The organism is Deinococcus sp. QL22 (assembly GCF_023370075.1).
In the GTDB taxonomy this organism is placed as follows: domain Bacteria; phylum Deinococcota; class Deinococci; order Deinococcales; family Deinococcaceae; genus Deinococcus.
The window spans coordinates 510,190-535,985 of sequence record NZ_CP097150.1 but is presented as its reverse complement, the minus strand read 5'-3'; the positions used below and the strand labels follow the sequence as shown (position 1 = coordinate 535,985).

At 61.4% G+C, this 25,796-nt stretch carries 30 protein-coding genes and 2 pseudogenes; 22 read left to right on the top strand and 10 right to left on the bottom strand.

The window, feature by feature from the left end; all coding sequences use genetic code 11:
- Nucleotides 1-53: 53 nt before the first annotated feature.
- Nucleotides 54-267: pseudogene (locus tag M1R55_RS18775) on the top strand (IS6 family transposase); the annotation flags it as partial.
- A gap of 162 nt (nucleotides 268-429) precedes the next feature.
- Here M1R55_RS18775 and M1R55_RS18770 read toward each other — a convergent pair.
- On the bottom strand, nucleotides 430-984 hold the full coding sequence (locus M1R55_RS18770) for a PadR family transcriptional regulator (protein ID WP_249394447.1): 555 nt from the start codon (nucleotides 982-984) through the stop codon (nucleotides 430-432).
- A 119-nt stretch (nucleotides 985-1,103) separates the two neighbouring features.
- Here M1R55_RS18770 and M1R55_RS18765 point away from each other — a divergent pair, with 119 nt between their 5' ends.
- The 3 genes from M1R55_RS18765 to M1R55_RS18755 all read left to right on the top strand — a co-directional run bounded on the left by M1R55_RS18765 (nucleotide 1,104) and on the right by M1R55_RS18755 (nucleotide 3,395).
- Nucleotides 1,104-2,180, top strand: coding sequence for an FtsX-like permease family protein (locus M1R55_RS18765; RefSeq protein ID WP_249394446.1), 1,077 nt, complete (start codon nucleotides 1,104-1,106; stop codon nucleotides 2,178-2,180).
- Between the two features lie 39 nt (nucleotides 2,181-2,219).
- Nucleotides 2,220-2,939: an ABC transporter ATP-binding protein gene (locus tag M1R55_RS18760; protein ID WP_249394445.1), complete on the top strand. Its 720-nt coding sequence runs from the start codon at nucleotides 2,220-2,222 to the stop codon at nucleotides 2,937-2,939.
- Nucleotides 2,940-3,008: 69 nt separating this feature from the next.
- Nucleotides 3,009-3,395 carry a hypothetical protein gene (locus M1R55_RS18755; protein ID WP_249394444.1) on the top strand — a complete coding sequence of 129 codons (387 nt, stop codon included), beginning with the start codon at nucleotides 3,009-3,011 and terminating at the stop codon, nucleotides 3,393-3,395.
- A gap of 231 nt (nucleotides 3,396-3,626) precedes the next feature.
- Here the strand turns inward: M1R55_RS18755 and M1R55_RS18750 are convergent, their stop codons facing one another.
- From M1R55_RS18750 to M1R55_RS18740, 3 genes are all read right to left on the bottom strand, one after another.
- A complete protein-coding gene (locus M1R55_RS18750) occupies nucleotides 3,627-4,043 on the bottom strand; it encodes a YbaN family protein (RefSeq protein WP_249394443.1) in 417 nt (138 codons plus the stop codon).
- A gap of 203 nt (nucleotides 4,044-4,246) precedes the next feature.
- A complete protein-coding gene (locus tag M1R55_RS18745) occupies nucleotides 4,247-4,459 on the bottom strand; it encodes a hypothetical protein (protein ID WP_249394442.1) in 213 nt (70 codons plus the stop codon).
- A 19-nt stretch (nucleotides 4,460-4,478) separates the two neighbouring features.
- A complete protein-coding gene (locus M1R55_RS18740; RefSeq protein ID WP_249394441.1) occupies nucleotides 4,479-4,745 on the bottom strand; it encodes a metal-sensitive transcriptional regulator in 267 nt (88 codons plus the stop codon).
- A gap of 62 nt (nucleotides 4,746-4,807) precedes the next feature.
- Here M1R55_RS18740 and M1R55_RS18735 point away from each other — a divergent pair, with 62 nt between their 5' ends.
- The 5 genes from M1R55_RS18735 (at nucleotide 4,808) to M1R55_RS18715 (ending at nucleotide 8,495) form a co-directional block, all read left to right on the top strand.
- Nucleotides 4,808-6,190, top strand: a complete 1,383-nt coding sequence (locus M1R55_RS18735; RefSeq protein WP_249394440.1) for an MBL fold metallo-hydrolase — start codon at nucleotides 4,808-4,810, stop codon at nucleotides 6,188-6,190.
- A gap of 54 nt (nucleotides 6,191-6,244) precedes the next feature.
- Complete coding sequence (locus M1R55_RS18730) at nucleotides 6,245-6,580, top strand: rhodanese-like domain-containing protein (protein WP_371827209.1); 336 nt, start codon at nucleotides 6,245-6,247, stop codon at nucleotides 6,578-6,580.
- Nucleotides 6,577-7,377: a sulfite exporter TauE/SafE family protein gene (locus tag M1R55_RS18725; RefSeq protein WP_249394438.1), complete on the top strand. Its 801-nt coding sequence runs from the start codon at nucleotides 6,577-6,579 to the stop codon at nucleotides 7,375-7,377. Before M1R55_RS18730 ends, M1R55_RS18725 begins: the two co-directional genes overlap by 4 nt.
- 72 nt (nucleotides 7,378-7,449) lie before the next feature.
- Entirely contained in the window at nucleotides 7,450-8,025 is a 576-nt protein-coding gene (locus M1R55_RS18720) for a YeeE/YedE family protein (protein WP_249394437.1), read from the top strand.
- Nucleotides 8,022-8,495, top strand: a complete 474-nt coding sequence (locus tag M1R55_RS18715; RefSeq protein ID WP_249394436.1) for a DUF6691 family protein — start codon at nucleotides 8,022-8,024, stop codon at nucleotides 8,493-8,495. Before M1R55_RS18720 ends, M1R55_RS18715 begins: the two co-directional genes overlap by 4 nt.
- Nucleotides 8,496-9,028: 533 nt before the next feature.
- On the opposite strand, the gene M1R55_RS18710 is transcribed toward M1R55_RS18715, so the two are convergent.
- Nucleotides 9,029-9,208 carry a hypothetical protein gene (locus M1R55_RS18710; protein WP_249394435.1) on the bottom strand — a complete coding sequence of 60 codons (180 nt, stop codon included), beginning with the start codon at nucleotides 9,206-9,208 and terminating at the stop codon, nucleotides 9,029-9,031.
- A 111-nt stretch (nucleotides 9,209-9,319) separates the two neighbouring features.
- Complete coding sequence (locus tag M1R55_RS18705; protein ID WP_249394434.1) at nucleotides 9,320-9,583, bottom strand: hypothetical protein; 264 nt, start codon at nucleotides 9,581-9,583, stop codon at nucleotides 9,320-9,322.
- 624 nt (nucleotides 9,584-10,207) lie between these two features.
- On the opposite strand from M1R55_RS18705, the gene M1R55_RS18700 reads away from it, so the two are divergent.
- Both M1R55_RS18700 and M1R55_RS18695 read left to right on the top strand, forming a co-directional pair.
- Nucleotides 10,208-10,513: a Rieske 2Fe-2S domain-containing protein gene (locus M1R55_RS18700; RefSeq protein WP_249394433.1), complete on the top strand. Its 306-nt coding sequence runs from the start codon at nucleotides 10,208-10,210 to the stop codon at nucleotides 10,511-10,513.
- 283 nt (nucleotides 10,514-10,796) lie between these two features.
- A complete protein-coding gene (locus M1R55_RS18695; RefSeq protein ID WP_249394432.1) occupies nucleotides 10,797-12,176 on the top strand; it encodes a PQQ-binding-like beta-propeller repeat protein in 1,380 nt (459 codons plus the stop codon).
- Between the two features lie 64 nt (nucleotides 12,177-12,240).
- On the opposite strand, the gene M1R55_RS18690 is transcribed toward M1R55_RS18695, so the two are convergent.
- Nucleotides 12,241-12,672, bottom strand: coding sequence for a cupin domain-containing protein (locus M1R55_RS18690; protein WP_249394431.1), 432 nt, complete (start codon nucleotides 12,670-12,672; stop codon nucleotides 12,241-12,243).
- A gap of 187 nt (nucleotides 12,673-12,859) precedes the next feature.
- Between M1R55_RS18690 and M1R55_RS18685 the strand changes: the two are divergent.
- The 3 genes and pseudogenes from M1R55_RS18685 to M1R55_RS18675 all read left to right on the top strand — a co-directional run.
- A pseudogene (locus M1R55_RS18685) lies at nucleotides 12,860-13,042 on the top strand (integrase core domain-containing protein); the annotation flags it as partial.
- A gap of 271 nt (nucleotides 13,043-13,313) precedes the next feature.
- Nucleotides 13,314-13,823 (top strand): MarR family winged helix-turn-helix transcriptional regulator, encoded by a 510-nt coding sequence (locus M1R55_RS18680; RefSeq protein ID WP_249394430.1) that lies wholly within the window; start codon nucleotides 13,314-13,316, stop codon nucleotides 13,821-13,823.
- Nucleotides 13,820-15,052, top strand: a complete 1,233-nt coding sequence (locus M1R55_RS18675; protein WP_249394429.1) for a cytochrome P450 — start codon at nucleotides 13,820-13,822, stop codon at nucleotides 15,050-15,052. The genes M1R55_RS18680 and M1R55_RS18675 overlap by 4 nt, the downstream gene beginning before the upstream one ends.
- A gap of 599 nt (nucleotides 15,053-15,651) precedes the next feature.
- Here M1R55_RS18675 and M1R55_RS18670 read toward each other — a convergent pair.
- Nucleotides 15,652-16,389, bottom strand: coding sequence for an AraC family transcriptional regulator (locus M1R55_RS18670; RefSeq protein ID WP_249394428.1), 738 nt, complete (start codon nucleotides 16,387-16,389; stop codon nucleotides 15,652-15,654).
- A 174-nt stretch (nucleotides 16,390-16,563) separates the two neighbouring features.
- Here M1R55_RS18670 and M1R55_RS18665 point away from each other — a divergent pair, with 174 nt between their 5' ends.
- Genes M1R55_RS18665 through M1R55_RS18635 form a run of 7 tightly spaced genes read left to right on the top strand, consistent with a single transcriptional unit; the run spans nucleotide 16,564 to nucleotide 23,839 of the window.
- A complete protein-coding gene (locus M1R55_RS18665) occupies nucleotides 16,564-17,535 on the top strand; it encodes a proline racemase family protein (RefSeq protein WP_249394427.1) in 972 nt (323 codons plus the stop codon).
- Nucleotides 17,532-18,644: an FAD-binding oxidoreductase gene (locus M1R55_RS18660; protein WP_249394426.1), complete on the top strand. Its 1,113-nt coding sequence runs from the start codon at nucleotides 17,532-17,534 to the stop codon at nucleotides 18,642-18,644. The genes M1R55_RS18665 and M1R55_RS18660 overlap by 4 nt, the downstream gene beginning before the upstream one ends.
- Nucleotides 18,637-18,891 (top strand): (2Fe-2S)-binding protein, encoded by a 255-nt coding sequence (locus M1R55_RS18655; protein WP_249394425.1) that lies wholly within the window; start codon nucleotides 18,637-18,639, stop codon nucleotides 18,889-18,891. Before M1R55_RS18660 ends, M1R55_RS18655 begins: the two co-directional genes overlap by 8 nt.
- On the top strand, nucleotides 18,878-20,194 hold the full coding sequence (locus M1R55_RS18650) for an FAD-dependent oxidoreductase (RefSeq protein WP_371827208.1): 1,317 nt from the start codon (nucleotides 18,878-18,880) through the stop codon (nucleotides 20,192-20,194). Before M1R55_RS18655 ends, M1R55_RS18650 begins: the two co-directional genes overlap by 14 nt.
- Before the next feature lie 41 nt (nucleotides 20,195-20,235).
- The gene (locus tag M1R55_RS18645) at nucleotides 20,236-21,141 is read left to right on the top strand and encodes a dihydrodipicolinate synthase family protein (protein ID WP_249394423.1); all 906 of its coding nucleotides are present in this window, start codon (nucleotides 20,236-20,238) and stop codon (nucleotides 21,139-21,141) included.
- Entirely contained in the window at nucleotides 21,138-22,691 is a 1,554-nt protein-coding gene (locus tag M1R55_RS18640) for an aldehyde dehydrogenase (NADP(+)) (protein WP_249394422.1), read from the top strand. The genes M1R55_RS18645 and M1R55_RS18640 overlap by 4 nt, the downstream gene beginning before the upstream one ends.
- Nucleotides 22,688-23,839: a branched-chain amino acid ABC transporter substrate-binding protein gene (locus M1R55_RS18635; RefSeq protein WP_371827207.1), complete on the top strand. Its 1,152-nt coding sequence runs from the start codon at nucleotides 22,688-22,690 to the stop codon at nucleotides 23,837-23,839. Before M1R55_RS18640 ends, M1R55_RS18635 begins: the two co-directional genes overlap by 4 nt.
- A 467-nt stretch (nucleotides 23,840-24,306) precedes the next feature.
- Here M1R55_RS18635 and M1R55_RS18630 read toward each other — a convergent pair whose 3' ends face one another.
- On the bottom strand, nucleotides 24,307-24,564 hold the full coding sequence (locus tag M1R55_RS18630; RefSeq protein WP_249394421.1) for a GntR family transcriptional regulator: 258 nt from the start codon (nucleotides 24,562-24,564) through the stop codon (nucleotides 24,307-24,309).
- Between the two features lie 55 nt (nucleotides 24,565-24,619).
- On the opposite strand from M1R55_RS18630, the gene M1R55_RS18625 reads away from it, so the two are divergent.
- Nucleotides 24,620-25,120: a GNAT family N-acetyltransferase gene (locus M1R55_RS18625; protein WP_249394420.1), complete on the top strand. Its 501-nt coding sequence runs from the start codon at nucleotides 24,620-24,622 to the stop codon at nucleotides 25,118-25,120.
- 214 nt (nucleotides 25,121-25,334) lie between these two features.
- Here M1R55_RS18625 and M1R55_RS18620 read toward each other — a convergent pair whose 3' ends face one another.
- On the bottom strand, nucleotides 25,335-25,739 hold the full coding sequence (locus M1R55_RS18620; protein WP_249394419.1) for a VOC family protein: 405 nt from the start codon (nucleotides 25,737-25,739) through the stop codon (nucleotides 25,335-25,337).
- Nucleotides 25,740-25,796: the final 57 nt, after the last annotated feature.

The following is a 25,796-nucleotide window of genomic DNA, read 5'->3' as shown; positions in this document are numbered from 1 at the left end:
ATAGGCTGAGACTACCCGTGACTGCCGCCAAACCCTACCGCCACCGGTTCCCCATGGCCGTTATTCAGCACGCCGTTTGGCTTTATCATCGCTTTGCTCTGAGTTATCGTGACGTGCAAGAAGTGCTCCATCAGCGCGGCATTGAGGTCAGCCATGAAACCTTGCGCGAATGGTGTATCACATTGAGCGCGCTCCTCGCAGAGGAACTACGCCAGCGGGAACCTGGATGAGGTGTGTACGAGCGCCGATGGTGTCCGACACTGGCTCATAAAAAAACCCGAAAATCGACCTCGTCGGTGCGGGCAGCCCGTCTTCACTCAAAACCTGCGGAGCGACATCCTCAGCTTCCCTGAACTTGCCCAGGCCGACATTCGCCTGTTCAGTATCAGCCAGGAACAACTGGACATGACTGGACACGCACTTGCAGTTTTACCCCATGAGCGTGGCCTGCTGTCCGCCCAACGTGCCCAGGGTCACGCCGAGCCAGTTCCGGTCAGCACGCAGCAACGCCAATTGGCGGGAGACGGCCAAGTCCACCCCGAATAGACCCGCCCCGAGTGCGCCATCGTGGGTAGGAACCCGTTCCAGAGAGGCGATCTGCTCGTCCACAGCTTGGGCCCGTTCGGTGAGCAGCCCCAACGCCTCGTCCCTTGGAAGCTGATTCAGAAACATCAGGCCCAGGTCGCCGTAAAAGGCGACGGGTTCAGGACGCGCGAGATGGGCGCGCAGGAGGGCCAGGAACTGCTGTTCTCCCTGGGGCGTCAGGGCGTAGACCTTGCGGGTCGGCCGGTTGCCGGCCTGCTCGCTGTGTGCCTCGATCAGGCCACTCTTTTCCAGACGGTCAAGGGCCGCGTACGCTGAGGCTTTTTTCAGGGTGGTGAAGCGGGCCAGGTTGCGCTCGATGAAGTCGTTGAGTTGATAGCCGTGCTGGCGCTGGCCCTTGAGCAGGCCGAGCAGCAGCAGGGTATTCGGGTCAGGATGCATGTCCCCAGAATAGTCCACTGTTGACTATTGCGACAACGCACAGTAAGGTCTGTACATGAGTAGTCAGCGCCTGACTATTCCGAAGCTGACTTTAGAGCCCCACGGCTCAAGGAGAATCTATGTTCCTCGCTTTACGCGAACTTCAGCACTACCGCTTCCGCTCCCTGCTGCTCGGCGGCATCGTTGCCCTGATCGCCTTTATGGTCTTTATGATCACCGGCCTGACCCGTGGCCTCGCCCAAGACAGTGCAGCGCTCTTGATCCAGACGCCCGCCACCCACTTCGTCACCACCGAGGACGCCAAGGGGGTCTTCACTCAATCCTTCCTCAGCCCGGCTGATGTGCAGCGTGTTCAGGACGTGGTAGGCCAGAACGCCACGCCGCTCGCGCAGAGCTTTGCCAGCCTCAGCAATGGGGACAAGCAGCTCAGCGGCGTGCTGCTCGGCGTCGAGCCCAGCAGCTTCATGGCCCCGGAGATCACCGGGGGACAGGCGCTGAGCACGAACACGACAGGGGCAGTGGTGGACGTCTCTTTCCAGGAGGACGGCGTGACGCTGGGCGACACCCTGACCCTCAAGCCGGGGGGCGAGACTGTTCGGGTGATTGGCTTTACCGAGGCCGCCCGGTTGAACCATCAGCCGGTCGTGTTCATGACCCTCGACCGCTGGCAGGCGCTCCATCCCCGCACCCGGGGCAACGTCAGTGCCGTGGCCCTCAAGGCGGATGACGCGGCAGCCAAACCGATCGGCACCTTGGAAGGTCTCGGTCTCCAGACCCGCGCCCAAGCCCTCCAGGTCTTGCCCGGGTACAAAGAAGAGCAGGGCAGCTTGACCATGATTCAGGTCTTCCTGGTCGTCGTCGCCGCGTTCGTGATGGCCGTCTTCTTCTACGTCCTGACGCTCCAGAAGACTCCGCAGTTTGGCCTCCTCAAAGCCATCGGGGCCAGCACCCGGACGCTGGCGGGCAGCCTCGTCACGCAGATGCTGCTGCTGACTACTGTGGCCGTCGCCTTAGCCGCTGTGATCACCCTGGGTATTGTGACTGTACTTCCGGCGGGCATTCCCTTCGCCCTGACACCTGCCACCCTGCTTGCCGCCTCAGTCCTGCTCATTGGCGTCGCAGCCCTCAGCAGCCTTCTCAGCCTGCGCAGCATCGCCCAGGTCGATCCGCTGATCGCTATCGGCACCATCGCCTAAACCTCCCCATGTATTTCCACTTGTCCCCAGGAGCTTGAAATGACTGCGACCCTTGAACACCCCCGCTTCACCTCCACTCCCCTCACCGCGCCCATCTTGTCTCTGCTCAATGTCAGCAAGACGTATGGCGACGGCGACGGCACCATCACTGCTCTGCATCCCGTCACCCTGAATGTCCGGCCTGGCGAGTTGGTCGCCGTGAACGGTCCCAGTGGCAGCGGCAAGAGCACCTTCCTGTCCGTCGCGGGCGCGCTGCTGCGCCCTACCACCGGGCAGGTCACCATTGCCGGTCAGGAGGTGACAGCACTCCCCCAGGGCGCCCTGGCTGCCTTCCGGCTGAAGCACCTCGGCTTCGTGCTTCAGAGCAGCAACCTGATCCCGTACCTGAATGTTCGCGAGCAACTGACGCTGGTACCGCATCTCGCGGGCCTTGGAGGTCCCGATGTCCAACAGCAGGCCGATGACCTGCTGAAGCTGCTGGGTCTGTGGGAGCGTGCCCGTCACTTCCCGGACGCCTTGAGCGGTGGACAGCGCCAGCGCGTGGCCATCGCCCGCGCCTTGATGAACGATCCGCAACTAATCCTCGCTGACGAACCCACGGCCAGCCTGGACAGTGTCCGTGGCCGCGAGGTGGTCGAGCTGCTTGCGCAGCAGGTGCATGAACGGGGCAAGGCCGCCGTGATGGTCACGCACGATGAGCGGGTGCTTGATCTCTGCGACCGCGTGGTGAGCATCGTCGACGGCCAACTGCGCGAGTAAGAGCGCCACATCCCTTCCCCGGCTTTGTAGACCCCCGTCACACCTCCGCATTCAGAACAGGTGGTTCTTATGAACAATATCGTCCACGTGCTTCGCTGGATGATCCGTATCGCTGGCCTCGTCGCCTTAGGCCTGGGCCTGGCCCTCTGGAACGGCACTGGGTACGATCTGCTCAGCATCCATCAGGGCCTTGGATTTCTCATCTCTGCCGCCCTCCTGCTGATGGCTGTCCTGGGATTCGGTCAGCGTGTGTCTCCAAGTCTGCTGGTACTGGCCCTGCTGTGGGGTCTGGCTGTGCCGGCTGTGGGCAGCCTGCAAGGACGGCTCTTGCCCGGGGACGGGCACTGGATCATCGAGGTGATCCACCTGCTGCTGGGCCTCGGCGCCATCGCCCTCTCAGAAATCATTGCTGGGCGCATGGCCCGAACCCGCCCCCTGACTCCAGGAGCTGCGTAAGCTGAGGTTCTCCGCGAAGACCGCTTCTGCCACGGTACGCGGCCATCCCGAACTGACCCTCACCAGCAGGTCAGTCCCGCCGCCCCCTCCCTGCTCAGTGCGGGCGTTCTTGGTCTGTTGCTGCTCTGGCTGTGGCAGGCCTGGCCACGGGTGGGCACACCGCAACCGCTGTGAAGCTCAAGAGCAAACCTATCGAACGCCCTTTCCTACTGGTGCCTGACTCTACGGAAGTCAGGCACTGTTCGATTTGGCCTGAGAAAGCGTAAGGCGTGTGGGAACGCAGAAGAGAATGAAGAGGATTCCGGCCATTCCTATGAGCGCCCAGGCAAGCTGACCCCACCAGACCGGAATGAAGCGCCAGCCGCTGACCCCCGTCGCCAGGACGATCATGCCAACAGCCATCCACTTGGCTCCGAGCGGCATGCCGAGCCCTGCCTGGAAATCCCGAACCAATGGTCCAGCGTAGGGCAGGCGGAGCAACCAGGTGTGAAGACGCGGCGAGCTTTTTGAGAAGCATCCAGCGGCCAGCACCAGGAACACGGTGGACGGCAGCAGTGGTAACACGGCCCCTAAAATCCCGAGCCCAACAAACAAGCCACCAAGGAGAATCCAAAATAGGCGGCGAATGTTGGCAATCATTTCAGGCATCCCTCCTACTATGCGCCCATCATTTAAGAGAGTGTGCTGTCTATCGTGAAGGAGGAGACGCTGTGCAGATTGCTTAACAGAGAGGTGATGTGGATAGCGGGGACTGCGGTGGACTCAGGTCACGGTTCAGCCGTAGGCCAACGAAGTACTCCTCCAACTGCACACTCTCAGGAACGCTTGCAGTCAAATCTGGGACAAGGGGACTACGGCGAGAGGCCGAGCTCAGCCGCCAGGTGAGTCCGCAGATACCTCAATTTGCTGTTCAGCTCCGTCACTTCAATCACCGCCTGCTGCTGGCTCCGGCTGAGACTGCCTGCGGCCAGCAGGACTGCCAAGTGCTGTTCCGCTCGCCTGGCTTTCCGTTGACGCTCTGCCCTGACCTGTTCCAGTTCGTGGGGATCCACAGGCAGACTCATGACCCAGTTCTCGCCAGCCTTACCGGGCCAATTTGAGCAACCTCACCAGGTTGGCAGGCTCCTCTCCCCGGGCCTGACACTGCGCCACATAGGTTTCCAGAATCACGTCCCCAGTAGATTCCAGTGCACTTCGCACGCTGGCGTAAAGCGTCATCACTTCCACACAGTTCTTCTCGTCCTCCACCATCTTCTGCAATCCCCGAACCTGCCCCTCCAGACGGCGCAGGCGATTGAGGATTTTGGTCTTTTCGGCGGTGTGGTCACTCACAGGTACGGGAATCGTCATGTGTCCAGTATACCCCCTCCCCCTATTTGACAGGATAGGGGGAGGGGGTATACGCTCTAGGCATGTACTTCCAACGGTTCTACGACGCGGACCTGGCTCAGGCCTCCTACCTGATCGGCTGTCAGAAGACCGGCGAATGCCTCGTGATCGATCCCATCCGGAACATCACTCAGTATCTGAACGAAGCCCAGAGCCAGAAACTCCGTATCACCCACGTCACTGAGACCCATATTCACGCCGACTACCTCTCCGGCAGCCGCCAACTGGCCCAGGAAACTGGTGCCCAGCTCCTGCTGTCTGACGAAGGCGGCGAGGGCTGGCAGTACACCTACGACGACGGCAACCAGATCAAGTTGCATGACAGCGACAGCTTCATGGTCGGCAACATCCGGATCCAGGCCCTGCATACCCCCGGCCACACCCCGGAACACATGAGTTTCCTCGTGACGGATACCCCCCGGGGTCATCAACCCAGCATGCTCCTGACCGGCGACTTCGTCTTCGTGGGCGACCTGGGCCGCCCCGACCTGCTGGACGAAGCCGCCGGCGGCCAGGGCACCCGCTTTGTGGGCGCACGGCAGATGTTCACCTCACTGCGCGACAAGTTCCTGACCCTCCCGGACTACGTGCAGGTCTGGCCCGGACACGGCTCCGGCAGTGCCTGCGGTAAGTCCCTGGGGGCAGTGCCGACCACCACCATCGGGTACGAACGCGCCCTGAGCTGGTGGGGCACACTGGTTGAGCAGGGCGACGAGGACGCGTTCACGCGCGAACTGCTCTCCGGTCAGCCCGACGCACCGCTGTACTACGGGCGCATGAAACAGGAAAACCGCGACGGTCCGGCCCTGCTGACAGACGTGACGCCTCTGCCGGAATTAGAGGCGGACGATGTGCGCCGACGCCTTAAGGGCGGCGTTCGCCTGATCGACACCCGCCAGAAGGACGAGCACCAGGCCGCCGCTCCCAAAGACAGTATCAACATCCCGGACGGCACCACCTTCGAAACCTGGTCCGGCTGGCTGCTGACCCCAAAACGCGAGTTGATCCTGCTGGCCCCAGCCGACCGTGCTGAAGCACTCCGCCGCAAGTTATGGATGGTGGGCATCGAACAGGTGATCGGGTTCATTCCCAGCGCTGAAGGCCTGCCTGCCGCCCCCGCCCAGCCGGTCCCAGCGGCTGAACTGGTCCGGCATGAAGACGCCCTGATCCTGGACGTTCGCGCCACAACCGAGCACGAGGAAGGGGCGATTCCTGGAAGTCAGCAACTGCACGCTGGCCGCCTGCCCTGGGTGTTGGACACCCTGCCCCGTGACCGTGAGATCGTTGTGCATTGCCAGGGCGGGGCCCGCAGCGCCGCGGCCGCCAGCCTGCTGCGCGCTGAAGGATTCAACGTCCTTGAACTGGCCGGGGGGTACGACGCCTGGGCGAAGACCCAGCAGGAATAGATCCACTGAAACACCTTCTGCGGAGACGGCATACAGTCCGCCGCCTCCGCAGCCATGGAATACGAGGCCCAAATGACCTATCAAGCTATTTCCCCCAATGAAGTTGAACTCAGAACGCGGGGAGGCGCCCGCCTCATCGACGTGCGGGAACGAGACCAATATAGAGCGGGACACATCCCAGGTGCCGTGAAACTCCCCTGGAGTGAGTGGGTCGACCGGGAGGATGAGGTTGCCTCCCCTGCAGTGCTCATCTGCGCGAGTGGCCACCACTCCGCGCATGCCGCTGCCCACCTGGCTGCCCTCGGCAGAACAGATTTGACGAACCTGACCGGCGGCACGGCTGCCTCGGTGCGTGAAGGCCGGACACTGAACGGGGGAGAGCAACCATGATCCTCGGGTGGATCGGTGCAGCACTCATTGGTCTCTCGCTCGGCCTGCTGGGTTCTGGAGGCAGCATCCTGACCGTCCCCGTTCTGGTGTACCTGGTCGGTGAGCCCGAGAAGCTGGCGATCGCCGAGAGTCTGGCCATCGTGGGCGGCATCAGCCTGTTCGGGGCCATTCCCTACGCCCTGAAACGGCAGATCGACTGGCGTTCGGTGCTGTGGTTCGGCGTTCCCAGCGTGGTCGGCACGTACCTGGGCGCGGCCCTCAGCGTATTTCTCTCCGGTGTGGTGCAGCTGCTGCTCTTCGCCTTGGTGATGCTGTTGGCCTCCTTCATGATGTTCCGGCCCACTGGAGTGAAGGTTCCGGACGCAGCGCATCACGACCGTTCCCCGGTGAAGATTGGGCTCGAAGGCCTGACGGTGGGTGTGCTCACGGGACTGGTTGGTGTGGGCGGGGGCTTCCTGATCATCCCTGCACTGGTGCTGCTGGGCGGACTGCCCATGGGCCTCGCAGTTGGCACCAGCCTGCTGATCATCGCCGCAAAGAGCTTCACGGGCTTTTCCAAGTACCTGCACGTTCTGGCCGATCAGAACATCTCGGTGGACTGGACGCTGATCTCGGTCTTCACGGTCATCGGTATTCTCGGCAGCTTTCTGGGCGCTCAGGTCGGAACAAAGCTCTCCAACGAGGGCCTGAAGAAAGGGTTCGCTGGCTTTCTGGTCGTAATGGGTCTCTATGTCCTGGTCACCAACGTACCCAAGGTGCTCCACCCCGTCTCGGCGGAAGCCCAACTCAGGCCCTGAAACGCCTGTCCGTTCTCTCTTAAGAAGGTAATCAAGTTGTTCGCGACTGGTCTTTCTCTCCGAGGTTTTCCCATGACTGAAGTGTTTGATGTTCTCCGCTCACCTTTGCCCTGGTACGTGGCTGGACCCCTGATTGGCCTGACGGTGCCGCTGCTGCTGTGGTTGGGTAACAAGGGCTTCGGGATTTCCGCCAATCTGCGTCACGTCTGCGCCATCCTCCTGCCTGAACGGGCCAAACCAGGCTTCTTCCGGTACGACTGGCGTGCTGAACGCTGGAACCTGATGTTTGCCGCTGGCCTGATCCTGGGCGGCTTCATCGCTGGTGCCCTGCTGGCCAACCCACAGTCCACGCCACTGAGTTCGGCGGGCGTGCAGTCCGTGCAGGCGCTCGGTGTGCAGGTGCGTCCCGGCTTGGTTCCCACTGAACTCACCGACCTGTCCAACCCTGGCGTGTGGGTGCTGCTGGCCGTATCGGGCCTGCTGGTCGGTTTCGGCACCCGGTATGGCGGCGGTTGCACGAGTGGGCATGCCATCACGGGCCTGAGCACCCTGCAAGGCCCCAGTCTGATCGCCACCGTCTCGTTCTTCGCTGGCGGCATCCTGAGTGCCAACCTGCTGCTTCCTCTCTTGATGGCGGTGATCCGGTGACCCGGACGTCCAACATTCCTGGAGTTCACGCGCCCGTTTCCTCTCGCCGTGCGGCGACAGGACTCCTCCTCTACCTGCTTGCTGGGCTGTACTTCGGCGTAGTGCTCGTGAAAAGCGAGGCGGCCAGCTGGTACCGCATCCAAGAGATGTTTCGCTTTGAGTCCTTTCATATGTTCGGCCTGATGGGCTCAGCGGTTCTGACCGGAATGATCACCACAGCGTGGCTGCGGCGCAGCAGTGTGAACAGCTGGGACGGGCAGGCCATCCGCATTACCGACAAGGAGAAAGGCTGGCGACGCTACGTGTTTGGCGGGCTGACCTTCGGGGTGGGCTGGGGTCTGGCGGGCATCTGTCCAGGTCCTCTCTTCGTCCTGCTGGGGGCGGGCGTCTGGCCCATCCTGATCGTACTGGTTTTTGCCCTGCTGGGAACCTATCTGTACGGCGTTCTCAAAGATCGTCTGCCGCATTGAAGGGGTGATCCATGAGCTCATCCCAGCACCGTTGGAACACCCGGGGAGGGCTTGCGCCTCCCCCTTGTTCACCCAGGCTCAGCGCGAGTCGTTCACTTGATCTCCTTTCCTCGACGATCGCCTTCTCTCCCGTTTGAAGTCTTCAAGAGCGTATGGTCTTCAACCGATATCGAGCACAGACACCCGTAAGACCATGGGAACGGCTTTCATCGTGCGGACAAGCGGTGACTCAGCTGGAACAAGAGCGCCGGGAATGCGAACGGTCGGAGTTGGAACGGCAGGCAGCCGAGACGCTTGAGCACAGCTACAGCTTGGAGTGGGAAGGACGACACCTACGACCCAAAAGCGGAGAAGCACCCCTGGGATTTCAGCAGATGCGGTGGACCTAATCCATCCCGAAGGCCGACGGGACGTAATCACTACACCGCTACCAAGATTGGAAACAGCCGCAGGATGAACGCCATTTCACTCGCTGAACGGCTCAGCACAGACTGCCTCAGCTACCGCAAGCTTTGAACATCTGGTCTGTCTGGCTAGGTGAAATACTCTGCTTCCTCCTGCTGCGCCAACAGAGGGACGGCGATTGTGGCCAGCACGATAGCGGCGGCAGCAGTCAGCGCCATAGCCAACAGGTTGCCTGTAAACAACAGTACCAAGGTCGCCATGCTCAGTGTGCCGGAGCTGCCCAGCAAGAATGGGAGGGCGGAGATCATGCCTTCAGTGTGCGGTACAGATTTAACCGCCGCATGCTGCTCTGATCAAATCAGCCTTAGTCCCTTCTTCAGTCGGTCTCCATAGTCTGGGTGGACAGGCAGTGCATCCCTCTACTCCATGACCATCCTCAAGCCTGTTGTGGACGGTGAGGCCCGCATTGGATCAAGCCACCGGCTCGACTTTCCAGACCCTATTTTGAGGCCCTGCACCTCTTCAGCAGTCAGGTCATGGCCCTGCACAAAGGGAAAAGGGAGGGTGAGGCCCTCGCTCTGGGCGTGCAGATACGTAACCGCACATTGCTTGCGGATGAGGAGATACAGGATAGGGGAGAGGGCAGTAGGTTCGCTGTCGAGGGTCATGCAAACCTGCGTCATATTTCCTCCTGGCCATAGAAAAACCCCCGAACTCACCCGTTTGGGGATGCGCGCGGCCGGACGATGTCAGCCTTGAGGAACCCCAATGCTGGCAATAATCGTGTTGTGGCGATGCGTCGTCATAGCGATAGAGAACGCATACCACCCATATTCATGACGCTCACGAGGACATGGGCCACGAGAAGAACAGGAGAAGCCCTAACGATGCTTCTCATCGACGCAGAACCAAAACATGGGGCAGGCTCAGGCAAAGCGCATGCTGATCTGTACATCAGCGTGTCCCAATAGAAGTAACCTTGGAGTGGGACAGCTCAGCATACCTACCAACACAACAGTTTTCGGACTTGAATTCCGAAGCGTTCAAATGCTCAATAGCCGACAACTTCACTTTCTGGCCGTCCCAGCGAGGGGAAAGCGCCCTCCAGCAGGCTCCCCAAGAAGTTAAATGCCTGCCCCTCTTCCCTTGGATCAAACATGTTCTGGACTCATTTGGGTTTGGTATCAGCCCAGGTGACGAACTGAGGTATCCCCAGTGACGGACGGTGACACTCTCCCGACCGCGTTCAGACACCTCAAGCACTGCGTCTGCCAGAGCTCGCCTACCCCTGATATACACTGCCCCACATGCGCGTCCTCGTTGGCCCAACAGCAGAATTTCTCCACGGGAGCCAGACAGCGGTTGAGGTGGACGGAAAGAGTGTCGTCGTGGTGAACTACGAAGGACAGTTTTACGCCCTGCGCAACAACTGCACCCACCAAGATTACCCCTTGTTGGGCGGGGCAGTGAACCTGGGCCGTATCAAGTGCGAAAGACACGGCTCACAGTTCGAGTTGACCACTGGCAAGGCGAAAGGGTTGCCCGCCGTGAAATCCGTCGCGGTGTACCAGACCACAGTGGACGCAGGCGTACTCTACGTCTTACCGCTCTAAGGTGACCTGCTCTGTTGAGGGTAAAGGAGCAGGGGTAGAACAACCTGAAGTGAACCCGAAGTCCGGGGTTCACTCCAACACGCGAGACGATGCATTGATGACTTTCCACAGTTTCACCGCACTGGGTGTTCATTCCTCCCCACAGGAGTGAGCTCAGACAAGAGGTTCTGCCCCTGGGGCGGTTTTCAAAGCGAAGAGAACGCCGAGATAGCCCCAGGGCGCGGCCCTCCCCTCCCTTTCTGTTCGTTTGCGCGACGGGATGACACGCAAACGGAGAAAGCCCATGCCACGATTCACTTCAACTCTGCTCATCGTTTCCCTCCTGATGATCACCCGGACGACGGACGCTCAGCCCGCTCTTCAGCCTCACCTCGCTTCTCTGCACATCCAGACCAACGCTCCAGATCATTTTCTGAATCTCCCGGATGGCACGACAGTCGTGAGGCAACAGGGCACCCTGACCTTTCAACTGAAGTTGAACCAAACGTTCCAGCTGTCCTCAAAGGCTCAGGCCTGTACCAGCCACCCAGCCCTGAGGGTCAGCGTCCTAGACCCTCAGGGCCGTTTTACCCTGACCGTTCGTGGCTTCACAGCCGACCATGCTGCGGTGTGGGTCAGTGCCACCGGCAACTGCAAAGAGGCCACCGGCAACCGTGTGGACTCCTCACCCGCCATTGGCAAGGATGGCACTGTGTATATCGGTTCAGGAGATGCCCATATCTACGCCCTCAACCCCACGACGGGCCGGCTCAAATGGAAGCTCAAGACGGGTGGCTACGTCCTCGCTTCGCCTGCCCTGAGTCCAGATGGCGTGATCTATGTGGGTTCGATGGACACCAACGTGTATGCCCTCAAGCCTGACGGCACGGTCAAGTGGAAATTCAAAACAGGTGGTTATGTCATCTCCTCTGTCGGCCTGGGGGTGGACGGTATGGTCTATGTCGGCTCCGATGACCGCCAAGTCTACGCCCTCAACCCCACGACCGGAAAACCCAGATGGGCGTTTGCCACCGGCGGAATGGTCGAGTCTTCACCTGCTGTGGGCGCAGATGGCAGGGTCTATGTGGGCTCAGCAGACACTAACGTCTACGCACTGAGTCCCCGCACGGGTCGACCCAGCTGGAAGTTCGGCACGGGCGCCTACGTCCTCTTCTCACCCGCTCTGGGTCAAGACGGCACGGTGTATGTCGGTTCCAATGACGGCAACGTCTATGCCCTGGATTCCAGAACGGGTCAATCCAGGTGGAAGTTCGGTACGGGCAGCCTGGTGACCTCATCCCCAGCGGTGGGTGGAGATGGCACGATCTATGTCGGTTCCAATGACGGCAACGTGTATGCCCTCAACCCTACGACGGGACGTCCCAGGTGGACATTCTCCACCGGTAGTTCTGTCGCTTCGTCACCTGCCATTGGTGCCGACGGCACGGTGTATGTCGGTTCCCATGACCGTCACGTCTATGCCCTCGACCCCATGACTGGTCAGCCCCGTTGGAAGTACAACACGGGTAACTTGGTCATTTCCTCTCCCGCTGTGAGCATGGACGGTACGGTGTATATCGGTTCAGGCCGCAAGGTCTATGCCCTGTACTCGCTTTCACGTGGACTGACGACCAGCAGTTGGCCCAGGTTCCGTCAGGACAACAACAATACCGGACGCCGATAGCGCAATGCTGTTTCCTGGACTGCTGGGAGCGCAGATCACCTGAACAGTGATCCGGTCATCCACCCTATTTGGAGGGCTGCTGAGTGTCCACTTGGTGCTCACCCTCCAGGCCGATTGGATTGGTGTGGGTGACGGGAACGGCGATGGTGATCAGGATGGCACTGTCTTCAAGCGCCATGACCTCATGCGGGATACGGGCCGGCAAGGTCACCAGTTCATGCGGGGCGAGTTCGAGCCGTTCACCCTGGGAAGTGAATGCAACGCGGCCATCGAGCACAAGGACGCTGATGGGGCCGGGGGCCGTGTGGTCTGGCAGGCCTGATCCCGCCTGTAAGGCCACCAACAGCAGAGTGAAGCCCGGGTCGCGCACCAGCGTGAGCGAATCTCGTCCATGGTCACGGAGGGATGCTTCGCTGCGGAGACGGGCGAGTTGACCTGCGAGGTCATAGCGGTTGAGCGCGATGGGTTGTGGTCGATCTGGTCGTCCTTCAGTCATAACGGCCTCCCTGGCTCTACCCTAGCTCATGACTGACGGTTTCTTCTGTTGCTAGGCGTCTGCGCTAACGCAAGTCCAGGCTCTTTTGGACGATGACGTGCAACCGTGTCAGAGCTGGCGTTAGGGTGATGCAGGAGGTTAGCAGGCACCGTGGGGCGTCTGCCCGGATTCAGGTATACAGCGGGGCGAATTCATCAGCAAGGCTCTGGATGTGTGGGCCTACCAGCAGGGTGTGACTCTGGACTTTTCGCGTCCTAGATGACCGACAGACAATCCGTTCATCGAACCGTTTAACGGCAGTCTTCGGGATGAGTGCCTGAACACGCACTGGTTTTTGTCGCTGGACGATGCGGCTAGGAAGATCGAAGAGTAGAGGACTAACCATAATGATCTCAGACCGTATCCCTCGTTAGAAAATCTCGCGTTCAACGCGTTCCGAGCCAGAGTTGCACCGGCCTTTCGCCCGCCGGACGTTCCATCCTGACCCGGAGAGGTTTTTGGGATCAGCTCAGGCCAACTCCCTGCACAGAATCGACAGAAAAACCGTACAACCGAGGCAGGCCTACACCTTCATATGCCCCACACAACGTATGTGATTGCAAATTGCAATTAAAAGTGTGGAGATGCCTTAGAATGGGGGAATGGACACGACGCCTGCCTCTTCGACGGATCTAGCGACTTGGCCATCTTCTCTCCCGGCACCCCTGGAACTCACTTTCCTGACCGCCCTGTGGGAGGTCTGGCAAGCTCTCACCGCCCGCGGCGAGGCCGAACTGCGGGCTCGGCATAGCCTGGATCTGCGGTCCTTCATTGCCCTGGCCTACCTTCAGAGCGGTGAGGGTCAACCTGCACGGCTCGCCCGCGAACTTGGCGTGCCCCGGTACGAGGTGAGCCGGGTGCTGCACGCGCTGGAGTCGCGGGGCGCAGTCAGCCGGATCTCTGCCCACACTGATGCCCGCCGCGTCACCGTGACCGTCACTCCGGGGGGCGCGGCGCTCTACGCGGCGGCACTGGACACGGTTCGCAGCGTCACCGGCCCGCCGCTCGCCACGCTCGGTCTCCGGGCAGAACACCTCACGCGTGACCTGTCGGCCCTCGCTGGAGCCGCCCGTTCTCTCCCTTCTCTCTCCCCCCAACAGGAGTCAGCATGACCACTTCCCCATCCGACGCGCCCCGTTGCCCTTTTCACGGGGATACGGCCTCGCTCACCCGGCGCGACTCCATCGCCTCCAAAATAGGCGAAGCCATTGAGGTGGACGAACACGGCGTCTACCGCATTCACGATTTCCAGACTGCGCGTGACATTCTGCGTGCTGAGGGAGTGCGCCAGGCGGGCTTCATGTCCGAGGTCGCCAGTGGCGTCCGGGGCCTGGGCAACCTGCCCGTTCTGTTCGAGGAGGGCGAGAAGCACCACGAGATGCGCCGCTCGACCGCCCGCTACTTCACGCCCACCCGGGTTGCAGACTACGAACCGATGATCGCCGCGCTGGCCGACGAGTTGATCGCCGAACTGATCCGTAAGGGTGAGATGAACCTCGACGATCTCGGCCTCAAGCTTGCCGTGAACGTAGCCGCGCAGGTCGTCGGCCTGACTGACAGCCGCCTGCCTGGCTTGGAGCGCCGCATCATCTCCTTCGTGGAGGGAGGCGGCGACAGCGAACCGGGCAGCACACAGCCCAGCAGAGGCTGGCTCTCGGCCCGGCGGCAGCAGGCGCAGATGGCACTCTTTTACTTTCTGGACGTGAAACCAGCCATCGAGGCCCGGCGCAGGGAGCGCAAGGACGACCTGATCAGCCACCTGCTTGACCGCGAGTACAACGACGTAGAGATCATGACTGAGTGCCTGACCTACGGCACGGCGGGGATGGTAACCACGCGCGAGTTCATCAGCGCCGCCGCCTGGCACCTGTTGAAGAACCCGGAGCTGCGTGCCGAATACGTCCACGGCACCGAGAAGGAACGCCACGCCATCCTGCATGAGATTCTGCGGCTGGAGCCGGTCGTGACCATGCTCTATCGCCGCGCCGAGGAGAATTTGATCGTGGAGGGCCAGACCATACCGCGGGGCAGCCTGCTGGCCCTGAACGTGCAGGAAGCCAATGTGGATCTGGAGGTGATGGGCACGGACGCAGGGGAACTCTGCCCTGGCCGCAAATTGCCGCGTGGCATGCAGCCTCAGGTTCTGGCCTTTGGCGACGGCCATCACCGCTGCCCCGGGGCGTTCCTAGCCATCAAGGAGTCGGACGTGTTCCTACGCCGCTTGCTGGTATGGCGGGATCTGGAGATGATCACTGAACCCCAGGTGGGTTACAACGAGGTCGTGAAGGGCTACGAGCTGCGCGGCTTCCGGCTTTGCCTGGGGCAAGGAGCGCAGGGCTAAGGACCTCGGCAAAATTCATCCTAGAAGATTGAGGGCGGCTAGAGCCGCTCCACAACCCCTGCGCTTTCAGTGCAGGGGTGTTTAGTGCAGATAGTTGGCTTGAAGGCTGCCAATGTATCTTCCTTGCAGCGCCTACCCGCGCCATTGAGTGAGCACGGCGGTACGGAATTACCTTGAAGCTGAACTAGGGATTGGACGGAACATCGGTGTCTCGTGCCCTCACCGTTGCGTCTCATGACAGCATCCCTGACGCTGGGCCCAGGTCGGGGTATCCCGATATGCCGTTGCAAGTATGGATGGTGTCCTCTTTCTATGAGGGCACGTCGCTACACCAAGATTATTGCCAGCTGCGGGGCGTCCCGAAGCTGACGTCATCCAGTCGCATGCACCCCCTTCGGCATGCAGGGTCTTCAGCGTGGCACGCTCCAGTTTGACGAGCACGGACGCGGGAATGTTGTACGCCATGATCGGCAGAGCGCGGTTCGCGAGCCGTCGTGTGGATGCCGGCTATAGAGGGGTTTGATCGCAGAAACACTGTACAGTAGCGGCTCTTCCGTGACTTGTCATGCGTTTTGAAGAAGGGTCGGAGTAACGTTTCCTCAGGGCTTGCCCTTTGCCTGAACCAGCTGGCGGAACTGCCGGGGGGTAACGCCCACCGTCGTTCTAAAAATGCGGCTGAAGGCACTGTGGTCAAAGTACCCACACTCGACTGCGATTCTGGCAACAGGCAGCGTTGTGGTCTGCAACAACTTAGTGGCTGCTTCTACCCTAGCCCGAATCAGGAGCTGACTCGGCGTGACGCCATAGACCCGCTTAATCTGACGTTCAAAGGTCACCAGGCTCATCTGTGTCTGCCGTGCCAAGGCCGCAATCTGCAGTGGCTGATCATAGTGCTCATGGATATAGGCGACAGCTTCGGAAAGGGCCGACCCGCTGCTTGAAGAGACTGCGAGATCACGTGAGATCCCCATCAGCCCAATGGTCTGGCCGTTGGGTAAGGTCAGGACGCGCTTGGTGGTCAGGCACCAGCCCGAAAGCCCGCCTGTGTAGAGGTGAAGTTCGAGATGCTCGGTCAGTGTCTTTCCCGTCAGAACCATCAGGTCCTGCTGGGTATAACTCTGACCAAGCGTCGGTGGAAAGACGTCACTGGCCTGTTTGCCGGTCAAGTCGCTTGCCCCATTGAGGCGTAGTCGGCGAAGGAGGGTATCGTTCCCGTAAAGATACCGACCCTGGGCGTCCTTCAGGAATGCGACTGTATTGGGAAGAAAATGAAGCAGCTCCAGCACCGTGAGTAGACCGGGAGTACTGAATTCTTCCGGTAGGGGGGATGTCAGCACGTCGTCCTCCACTCCTACTATGACGCAATTCTACGGCGTTCTGCGATCAATCCACTCACGACGTTGAGTGTGCCAGGGATTCTAGGCTCTCGCAGACTGCATTGTGCAAGAAGCGTCGCTTCACGTTATGAACCTGTACAAGACACTGTGCCTGGGCGTCCCTAGGATGAACGCATGTTCCAACTAAGCCAGGCGCGCGTTCCGCGGCGTTTGAGATTCATCGATTCCCACACTGCGGGTGAGCCGACTCGCATCGTACTGGACGGATTTCCGCTGCTCCCCGGGACGACACTGGCCGAGCAACGACGAGCTCTGACAAGGGACTTTGATGCCTGGCGCAGCCTGATCAACAATGAGCCGCGCGGGAACAACGTGCTCGTGAGTGCTCTGCTCGTTCCCCCCTGTGTGCCGGACTGCGCCGCAGGCGTGATCTTCTTCAACAACGTAGGCCCACTCAACATGTGCGGTCATGGCACTATCGGCCTGATCACCACCCTGGCCTACCTGGGCCAGATCGAACCTGGGGAGCACCTCATCGACACCCCAGTGGGGGTCGTTTCCGCCACACTGCACGGGGACGGGCGCGTCAGTGTGCAAAATGTCCCTGCCTATCGCCACCGCCAGGATGTCACCGTTCAGGTGCCGGGGATTGGTGAGGTGCGCGGGGACGTGGCCTGGGGCGGCAACTGGTTCTTTCTGACAGATGCCGGGACACAGGATCTCAACATTGCCAATGTGGAAGCGTTGACTGACTCTGCCTGGCGCATCCGCCAGGCCCTGGTGGCTGCCGGTGTCACTGGTGCGGATGGAGCCGAAATTGATCACATCGAACTGCTCGGACAGGTGGATGGTGTTTCACGAAACTTCGTGCTGTGTCCCGGCAAAGCGTATGACCGGAGCCCCTGCGGCACCGGTACCAGCGCCAAGATGGCCTGCCTGGCGGCCGATGGCCAGCTTGCCCCGGGTCAACCCTGGGTGCAGCAGAGCGTGATCGGTACCGAGTTCGAGGGGCATTACCGTTGGCAGGACGGCGCCGTCCACCCGACCATCACCGGACAGGCTTTCATCACGGCCGAAGGGACGCTGATTGTCCAGCCGGGAGACCCATTTGCGTGGGGCATCCGTGCGGATGTGGTGGACAGGTGAGGCAGCTCCATGGCGTGGTGGTGGGTGGTGGCATGGTCGGTGCCGCCTGCGCCGCCGCCTTGGCCCGCCAGGGCTGGCAGGTCACTGTGATCGAAGCCGGGACGGTTGGCGGCGGCTCAACGGCGGCAGGGATGGGCCACCTGGTGGTGATGGACGACAGTCCGGCCCAACTCGCACTGACCAGCCTCAGCCTGGAACTCTGGGAAGCCCTGGTACCGCACCTGCCCGCTCAGGCGGACTACCGGCGGTGCGGCACCCTGTGGATCGCAAGTGACGAGGAAGAGCTGTTTGCAGTACACCCCAAACAGCAGCAGTACCTTTCCACAGGACGACAGGCGACGGTTCTGGATACCGGGGAACTCTCGCGCCACGAGCCGTCTCTGCGCAGGGGACTAGCGGGCGCCCTGCGAGTGCCAGATGACGCCGTGGTCTACGCCCCGGTGGTGGCCCGGTTCCTTCTTGAGCGGGCAGGAGCGGACGTGCAGCACGGAGAGGTGATCGCGCTGGAAGACCGTGTGGTCCGCCTCAAAGATGGCAGGAGGTTGGGGGCCGATCTGGTGGTTGTGGCGGGCGGTGCGGATGCGTCGTCCCTTCTATCCGAACTGCCCCTGCGTCCCCGGAAAGGCCACCTGCTCATCACGGAGCGCACCCCGCTCAAGGTCAACCACCAGCTGGTCGAATTGGGCTACCTGAAAAGTGCGCACGGCAGCGAGGCTGACAGCGTGGCCTTCAACGTGCAGCCGCGCCCGACCGGACAATTGCTGATCGGGTCCAGCCGCCAATTCGGGCCAGTGGACAAGCAGATCGACTGGCCGCTCCTGCGCCGGATGCTGGACCGGGCCGCTGATTTTCTTCCCGGGCTGCCAAATGTCAGTGCCCTGAGGGTTTGGACGGGGCTGCGCAGCGCTTCCCCAGATCACCTGCCGATCGTGGGGCCGCATCCAGACCGGCCTGGCATCTACCTCGCCGTGGGCCATGAAGGTCTGGGCATCACCACGGCACTGGCGACCGCGGAACTTCTCCGGACGTACCTGACGGGCGAGGCCTCACCCCTTCCGGGCGTCTCACTTGGTCTGGAACGGTTCGGCGCGGGGGAACACCATGCCTGAACTGACCGTTGAGGCTCGTCGAATTACGGTGGATGAAGGCGTCAGTGTGCTTGCCGCATTGCAAAACCTGGGATTGCACGTGACACGGCGCAGTCACGATGGTGAGGTTCGTGGAGCGCTGTGCGGCATGGGGGTCTGCTCCGAGTGCCGCGCCCTGGTCGACGGTGTGCTCGTCCGCACCTGCCTGACACCTGCCCAGGAGAACATGGTGGTCGAGCGGATCCTGGAGGTGCGTGGTGAAGGCTGATGTTTCCGCCGACGTCGTGGTGGTTGGTGCGGGTCCCGCTGGGCTGACGGCCGCACGGTCCGCTGCTGAGGGTGGGGCGCAGGTCGTGCTGCTGGACGCCAGCCCAGGACCAGGTGGACAGATCTGGCGTGGGCTCCAGGAGAAACAGTCTAGTCCAGCAGCTGCCCTGCTGCGCAAAGTGCGCAGCCTGGGAGTCCAGATGTTGAACCGTGCAGAAGTGAGCTTCGTCGACCCCCAGGACACAGACGAATTGACACTGACCGTGTCGACGCCTGGATCGCTGCGCCGGGTACGGGCCACCACAGTTATCCTGGCCACAGGGGCGACCGAACGCTTTCTGCCCTTTCCCGGATGGACGCTCCCGGGTGTGGTGGGAGCAGGGGGCCTCCAGGCCATGACCAAAAGCGGACTGAACGTGCGCGGTCAACGGGTAGTGGTCGCAGGGTCTGGACCACTGCTGCTGGCGGTCGCGGCCAGCCTGCGAGGAAAAGGTGCCCATGTGATTGCGGTGGCTGAGCAGGCCAGGTGGGCTGACCTGATCCGTTTTGGCCTCAGTGCCAGCCGCCTCCCAGGCAAGGGAGGAGAAGCCCTCCGGCTGGCCGCCGGTCTCCGCGGTGTGCCGTATTGGCCACAGACGTATCCGCTGTGCGCCCGCGGTGAGGGCCGTCTGGAAGAGGTCACCTTGCGCCGTGGAGGCCGGGACCAGACCCTCGCATGCGACTGGCTGGCTGCAGGTTTCGACCTGATGCCCGACACGCGCGTGGCACAGTTGCTGGGGTGCGCTCTCGACAAGTCTGGAGCGGTTCAGGTGAGCACCTGGCAGCAGACCAGCCACCCAGGTGTCTATGCGGCGGGCGAGGTCACCGGGGTCGGCGGTGTGGACAAGGCGCTGCTGGAGGGCTTCATAGCGGGCTGCGCAGCCACAGGACAAATCGGACGGCTGCGTGAGGTGGCGCGGCAGGTCGAAAGGCAGCACGCGTTTCAAGCAGTGATAGAACAGTCTTTCGCCCTTCGTCCGGAGCTCCGCAACCTTCCTGAGGCCGACACGGTCGTCTGCCGCTGCGAAGAGGTGCGTCACCGTGACCTCCAGCGCTGCACGTCGTGGACCGACGCCAAGTTGCAAACGCGTTGCGGCATGGGGACCTGCCAGGGTCGGATTTGTGGTCCGGCCACCGCCACACTGTATGGTTGGACATTTTCCGGCGTCCGCCCGCCCCTCACACCTGTGCCCATTGCTGATCTGCTGCACGCCGCTGAGCCCCGGGCTCAACCAGCAGGAGTGCGTGACTCCGTACTCCACTGACCCTCATCCGCCCTCATTCCCTTTTCCCAGGAGGAAACAGCATGACGCAGTCCAAAATCTTTGAAGGTGTCTTTCCCGCCATCACCACTCCGTTCAATCAGGACGGCAGTGTCGATCATGCCTTTCTCCGTGATCATGCCCGCTGGATGATGCGTGAAGGCAGCCGAGGTATGGTGCCACTCGGATCCTTGGGCGAAGGCAATACCCTTGAGGAATCCGAAAAGATTGCCATTCTTGAAACGCTGGTCGATGCCCTGGGAGACGCGCCCGTCGTGCCTGGGATTGGCAGCCTGAGTACGCAGGGAGCCGTTAGGCTCGCCAGGGTGGCCCAGGAGCTCGGTTGCCAGGGCTTGATGGTGCTGCCGCCTTACGTGTACACCAGCGACTGGCGCGAGATGAAGTTGCATATGGCTGCCGTGATCAGCGCCACCGACCTGCCAGTCATTCTCTATAACAACCCCATCGCCTACCGTACGGACTTCCTCACGGCCCACATTTTGGAGCTGGTCGACGAACACGCCAACGTGCGCGCTGTGAAGGAATCGAGTTCAGATGTGCGCCGCGTGACCGCCCTGGCGGCCGCCCTTCCTTCACATGTCGAGTTGATGGTGGGCGTGGATGACCTGCTGCTTGAAGGGGTGGTCGCCGGGGCGACCGGGTGGATCGCTGGACTGGTCAACGCCTACCCCGCAGAGAGCGTGCGCCTGTTCAACCTGGCCCGCGCGGGTCGGCTGGACGAAGCCAGCGACCTTTACCGTTGGTTCCTGCCACTGTTGAGGCTGGATACGGGCATCAAGTTTGTCCAGCTCATCAAGCAGGTGCAGGAGGAAACTGGGCATGGCAGTGCGCGTGTGCGCGCTCCGCGTCTGGCCCTCACGCCTGCGGAATTCAGCGAAGTACGCGGGATCATCCAGCAGGCGTCTGCCAGTCAGCCTGCGCCGGTATGACGGTGCCCCGTACCTTTCAGGCGCACAACCCTGCCACGGGCCAAGTCCTCCCCAGCACCTTCTCGGTCACGTCTTCCGACGAACTGGCACAGCTGATGGAGGACGCCGGGCAGGCCGCCTTGCCTTACGCCAAACTGTCTGGACAGCGGCGGGCAGAGTTCCTGAGCGCGGCCGCCGACCAGATCGCCGCACATGCTGAAGAGCTGATCGCGCGGGCCATGGAAGAGACTGCGCTGTCCGAAGCCCGTCTGCGTGGCGAGGTCGCCCGCACCGCCAATCAGTTGCGGCTCTTCGCAGACCTCGTACGTGACGGCTCATGGGTCGATGCCCGCCTTGACCTGTCCAACCCTGAACGAACACCCCCCAAGCCCGACGTCCGTAGCATGCGCATTCCCCTCGGTCCGGTAGTCGTCTTCGGGGCGAGCAACTTCCCACTTGCCTTCAGTGTGGCTGGCGGCGACACGGCGTCCGCATTGGCGGCCGGATGCCCGGTAGTGGCGAAGGCGCATCCGGCCCATCCTGCGACCTCTGCGGTAGCCGCACACGCGCTTCTTGTCGCTGCCACGCAGACAAACATGCCCCACGGCGTCTTCTCCCTGGTCTATGACGACGGGTATGAAGTCGGCCTGTCCCTGGTGCGGCATCCCCATATCCGCGCGGTGGGCTTCACCGGCTCACGTGGAGGGGGGATGGCGTTGGTCGCTGCCGCGCAGGCCCGTCCAGTGCCGATTCCCGTATTCGCAGAGATGAGCAGCGTCAACCCCCTGGTGTTGAGTGAGGCCGCCATCAGGGCAAGGGGCCCAGCCCTGGTCACGGGCCTGATCGGCAGTATCAGCGGGTCAGGCGGGCAGCTGTGCACCCAACCAGGGCTACTGTTTGTGCCTGAAGGCGAGGCTGGCGACACCCTTCTTCAGGACCTGGCCGAGCAACTGATGACCGTGCCCGCCTGCACCCTCCTCTCCAGTGGCATCAGAGACGCTTACGACGCTGGAACTGCAGCCTTGGCCAGGCACGCAGATGTGACAACGCGCCAAACCATTCAAGAAGTGACGCCAGGGGTGCACTGTCAGCTGTATGAGGTTCCTCTTGGCGCCCTGTCCGCCTCGCCCGAATTGGCCCACGAGGTGTTCGGTCCGGTCAGCCTGGCCGTGCGGTATGCCGACCGCGAGCAACTGGCCCGCGTCCTGCTGGAGCTCGAAGGTCAGCTCACCGCCACCCTGCACGCCCTACCTGGAGAACTTTCTGAATGGCAGGACGTGGTGGATGTACTGCGTGCGAGGTCGGGCCGCCTCGTCCTCAACGGCTTCCCCACAGGGGTGGAGGTCGGGCACGCCATCGTTCATGGTGGTCCCTTTCCAGCCACCAGTGACGGCGGCAGTACCAGTGTGGGCACCCGCGCCATTGAGCGCTTTAGCCGCCCCCTCGCTTACCAGGATTTCCCCGATTCCCTGTTGCCCCCTGAGTTGCAAAACGCTAACCCCCTGCGCATCTGGCGGATGGTTGACGGTTGGCGGACGCAGGAAGCCCTTTCCCCGGAGGTCACCGCATGATGAACCGTATTGCTCTGCTTGCCTTGTCCGCTCTCCTGCTCGGCTCGGCGGGTGCCCAGACCACCCTCAGGATCGCAACAATCTCTCCACTTTCCGGCCCGCAGTCCGACATGGGCCTGCAGCTGAAAAACGGCGCTCAACTGGCTGTCAACGAATACAAGGCGCAGTTCACAAAGCTCGGCTTCAACCTGCAACTCGTGGCTTACGACGATCAGGCAGACCCGGCCACAGGTACCGCCGCAGCGCGCAAGATCGTCTCAGACAAGAGCGTTCTGGCCGTCGTGGGGACGCTCAACAGTGGCGTAGCGATTCCAGTCAGCAGCGTGCTGGCAAGCAGCCATGTAGCGATGGTGTCACCCCTGAATACGGCGAACGAGGTCACCGACCGGGGACTCAAAAACGTCAACCGCATTGTGGCGCGGGTTGATGCGCAGGGCCCAGCCGCCGCCAGTTTCATGATAAAGAATTTTAAGGTCAAGAAAGTTTATGTGCTCAACGACAAGACCACCTTCGGTGAGGGATTGGCAGACGAGGTAGCCAAGGCACTGAAGGCTGGAGGTGTGCAGGTCCTCGCCAACGAGGGCACCGAGGAGAAGAGTGATTTCTCCAGCATAGTGGCCAAGATCAAGCTCCAACGCCCCGACGCGATCTACTTCGGAGGCATGTACAGCCAGGCCGGTGTGTTTGCGAGGCAGCTGCGCGAGGTGGGCATGACGACACCGATTGTAGGGGGAGACGGCTTCGACAGCACCGAGTTGCTGACCATCGCGGGACCAGGCGCGGAGAGAATCTACTTCACCACCATCGCCGCTCCGCCCGCGATGCTGCCCGCTGCGATGAAGCTCGCCGCCCAGTATCAAAAAGCCTTTGGCCGACCGCTGCAGGGCTTCGGAATCTTCTCGTATGACGCGACCAAAGTGGCCCTCCAGGGGCTCCTTTCCGCTATCAGAAGCCAGAAAAACAAACTGCCGAGCCGGGAGCAGGTTGAGCAGGCCATGCGAAACGTGAAAGTGACCGGACTTATTTCCGGCAGTGTCAGCTTTAACAGTATCGGGGACCGAAAAGAAGTCAAACTGTACATCCTGCAAGTAAAAAATAAAACCTTCGAGCTGGAAACGACCATCAATGTCGTGTCAGGGCGGCCGTAAGACCAGTCTTAATGAACGAGGCTGGTTACAACCCATGGGGCGAATCAGACCAGCCTCGCCACCGAGCTCCTGCCTCGGAGCCTATGACTGAACACGCGTTGTTGAACGCAGAGGGAGGTTAAATGCAAATTGTCTCTTTTACACCGGCCAGAGACCCACTCAACCGGATTGCATCAAAACTTCAGCCAAATAATCACAACAATGTTCCGTCTGTCGTGTGGCTGAGCGTTGGCGGCCAGTCGATTGCACATTCGCCTTTGCGACGTCGTACCACGCCATACAGAGGAGTTATGCTGATTTTGGACTGCATGAAACAAAGTGTCTCTTTCCTCTGGAGGCGGCAGTGGCCGGAATCCGAGAAGTTGGTTGAGCGATGGCATTTGTGGGCACTCCACAACCATTGAACCTCGTTTAGGACTGCATGAGGTTGTGGGCGAGGACCGTCACGACGCGGAACCGCACTGAGGTCAGGCTTTGGTCCAAACGCAGCCCGCCGCCAACAGATCGTCGTAAGCCGTAACGACGGCTCCCCGGCTGATGCCCAGCACCTGGGCCAGCGTGCGGGTACTGGGGAGGCGAGTGCCCGGCTGGACCTGCCCACTCAAAATCGCGGCGCGCAGCTGCGCCACCAACTGTGGTGCTTTCGGCAGGCTTCCAGCCCGCTCCAAGGACAAGGGCAGATCCACCGTACTCTCCCGGAGCCGAACGGGTAAATGGTTTGTCATTGTCCTCCCCGATTGGTCCTTCCAGTCAGACCACTGAGCCGTCAGGATACTCGGTGTGACCCCAACCATCCGCCTGGCAACCGAACAGGACATTCCACCCCTGCTGCCCCGGATGCGGGCGCTGGCCGAATTTGAGCACTACCTTGACGTCTTTGCAGTGGATGAACATGTCCTGCGGGAGCAGGACTTCCGCAAAGATCCGCCTGACTTCTGTGCCCTCGTGGCTGAACAGGGGGATGACCTGGTGGGGATGCTGGTGTTTTACCTGGTGCCTTTCACAGCAACCGCTAAACCCACGCTGTACATCAAAGAGCTGTACGTGACGGAGACCGCCCGTGGGAAGCAGATCGGAGAGGGGCTGATGCGTGCCGCCGCCCGAGAAGCCGCCGCACGGGGTTGTGGCTCGGTGCGCTGGACTGTGGCCAACTGGAATGTCGCTGGGCAACGGTTTTACGAACGATTGGGTGCTCAGGCCAATCCTGTGTGGATCGACTATGGGCTGAGTGGCGCTGCTCTGGCTGCTTTGGCTGAACCGACCACCGAGCTGACGGAGTGAGCTCCAGCGCGGCGCTTCGGTAACCATGGATGGACCCGTCTTTGCTACACTCTTGCGGCAAGTCTCCCAGACAACTTTGTTCGGGCTTATCGCCCTTTCCGTTGCTGGCAATCTCGCTTACACCATCGCGCCAAGCTACGGATCGCTCATGCTGGCGCGGATGGCTTTTGCACTCTGCCATCCTGTGTTCTGCCGGACCAGAGCGGTTGTTCGTTCAGGATGCTCCTGAGTGATAGCTAATGAATTCCAGCAGGGAGCCATCCGGATCACGGAAGTACACGCTCTGGCCCTCTCCCTGACCCCCACGCCGCTGCACGACATCGGTCTCCAGGGCCACGCCACAGCTCTGCAGGTGCCGCACTGCATCCTCAATCGGTCCATCCCACCGGAAGCAGAGATCTGATCCTCCCGGTAACACGGGAATGCGGGCTTTCTGGTCCACGTGCACGCCCGGACCATGCACGTTCAATTGTTGCGTCCCGAAGCGGTACACGTGCCCGCCACCCATAGGGATGAGTTCTGCGCCCATCACCTCCACGTAAAAAGCGTTAGACCGCGTCCAATCGGTCACATGAATGACGCAATGGTCTAAGGCGACAGGCAGGCGCTGTGAGCTCATACCAACATGTTAAACCACCTGCGAAAAGTCGACGGCCGGAGAAGAGGATGGAGACCA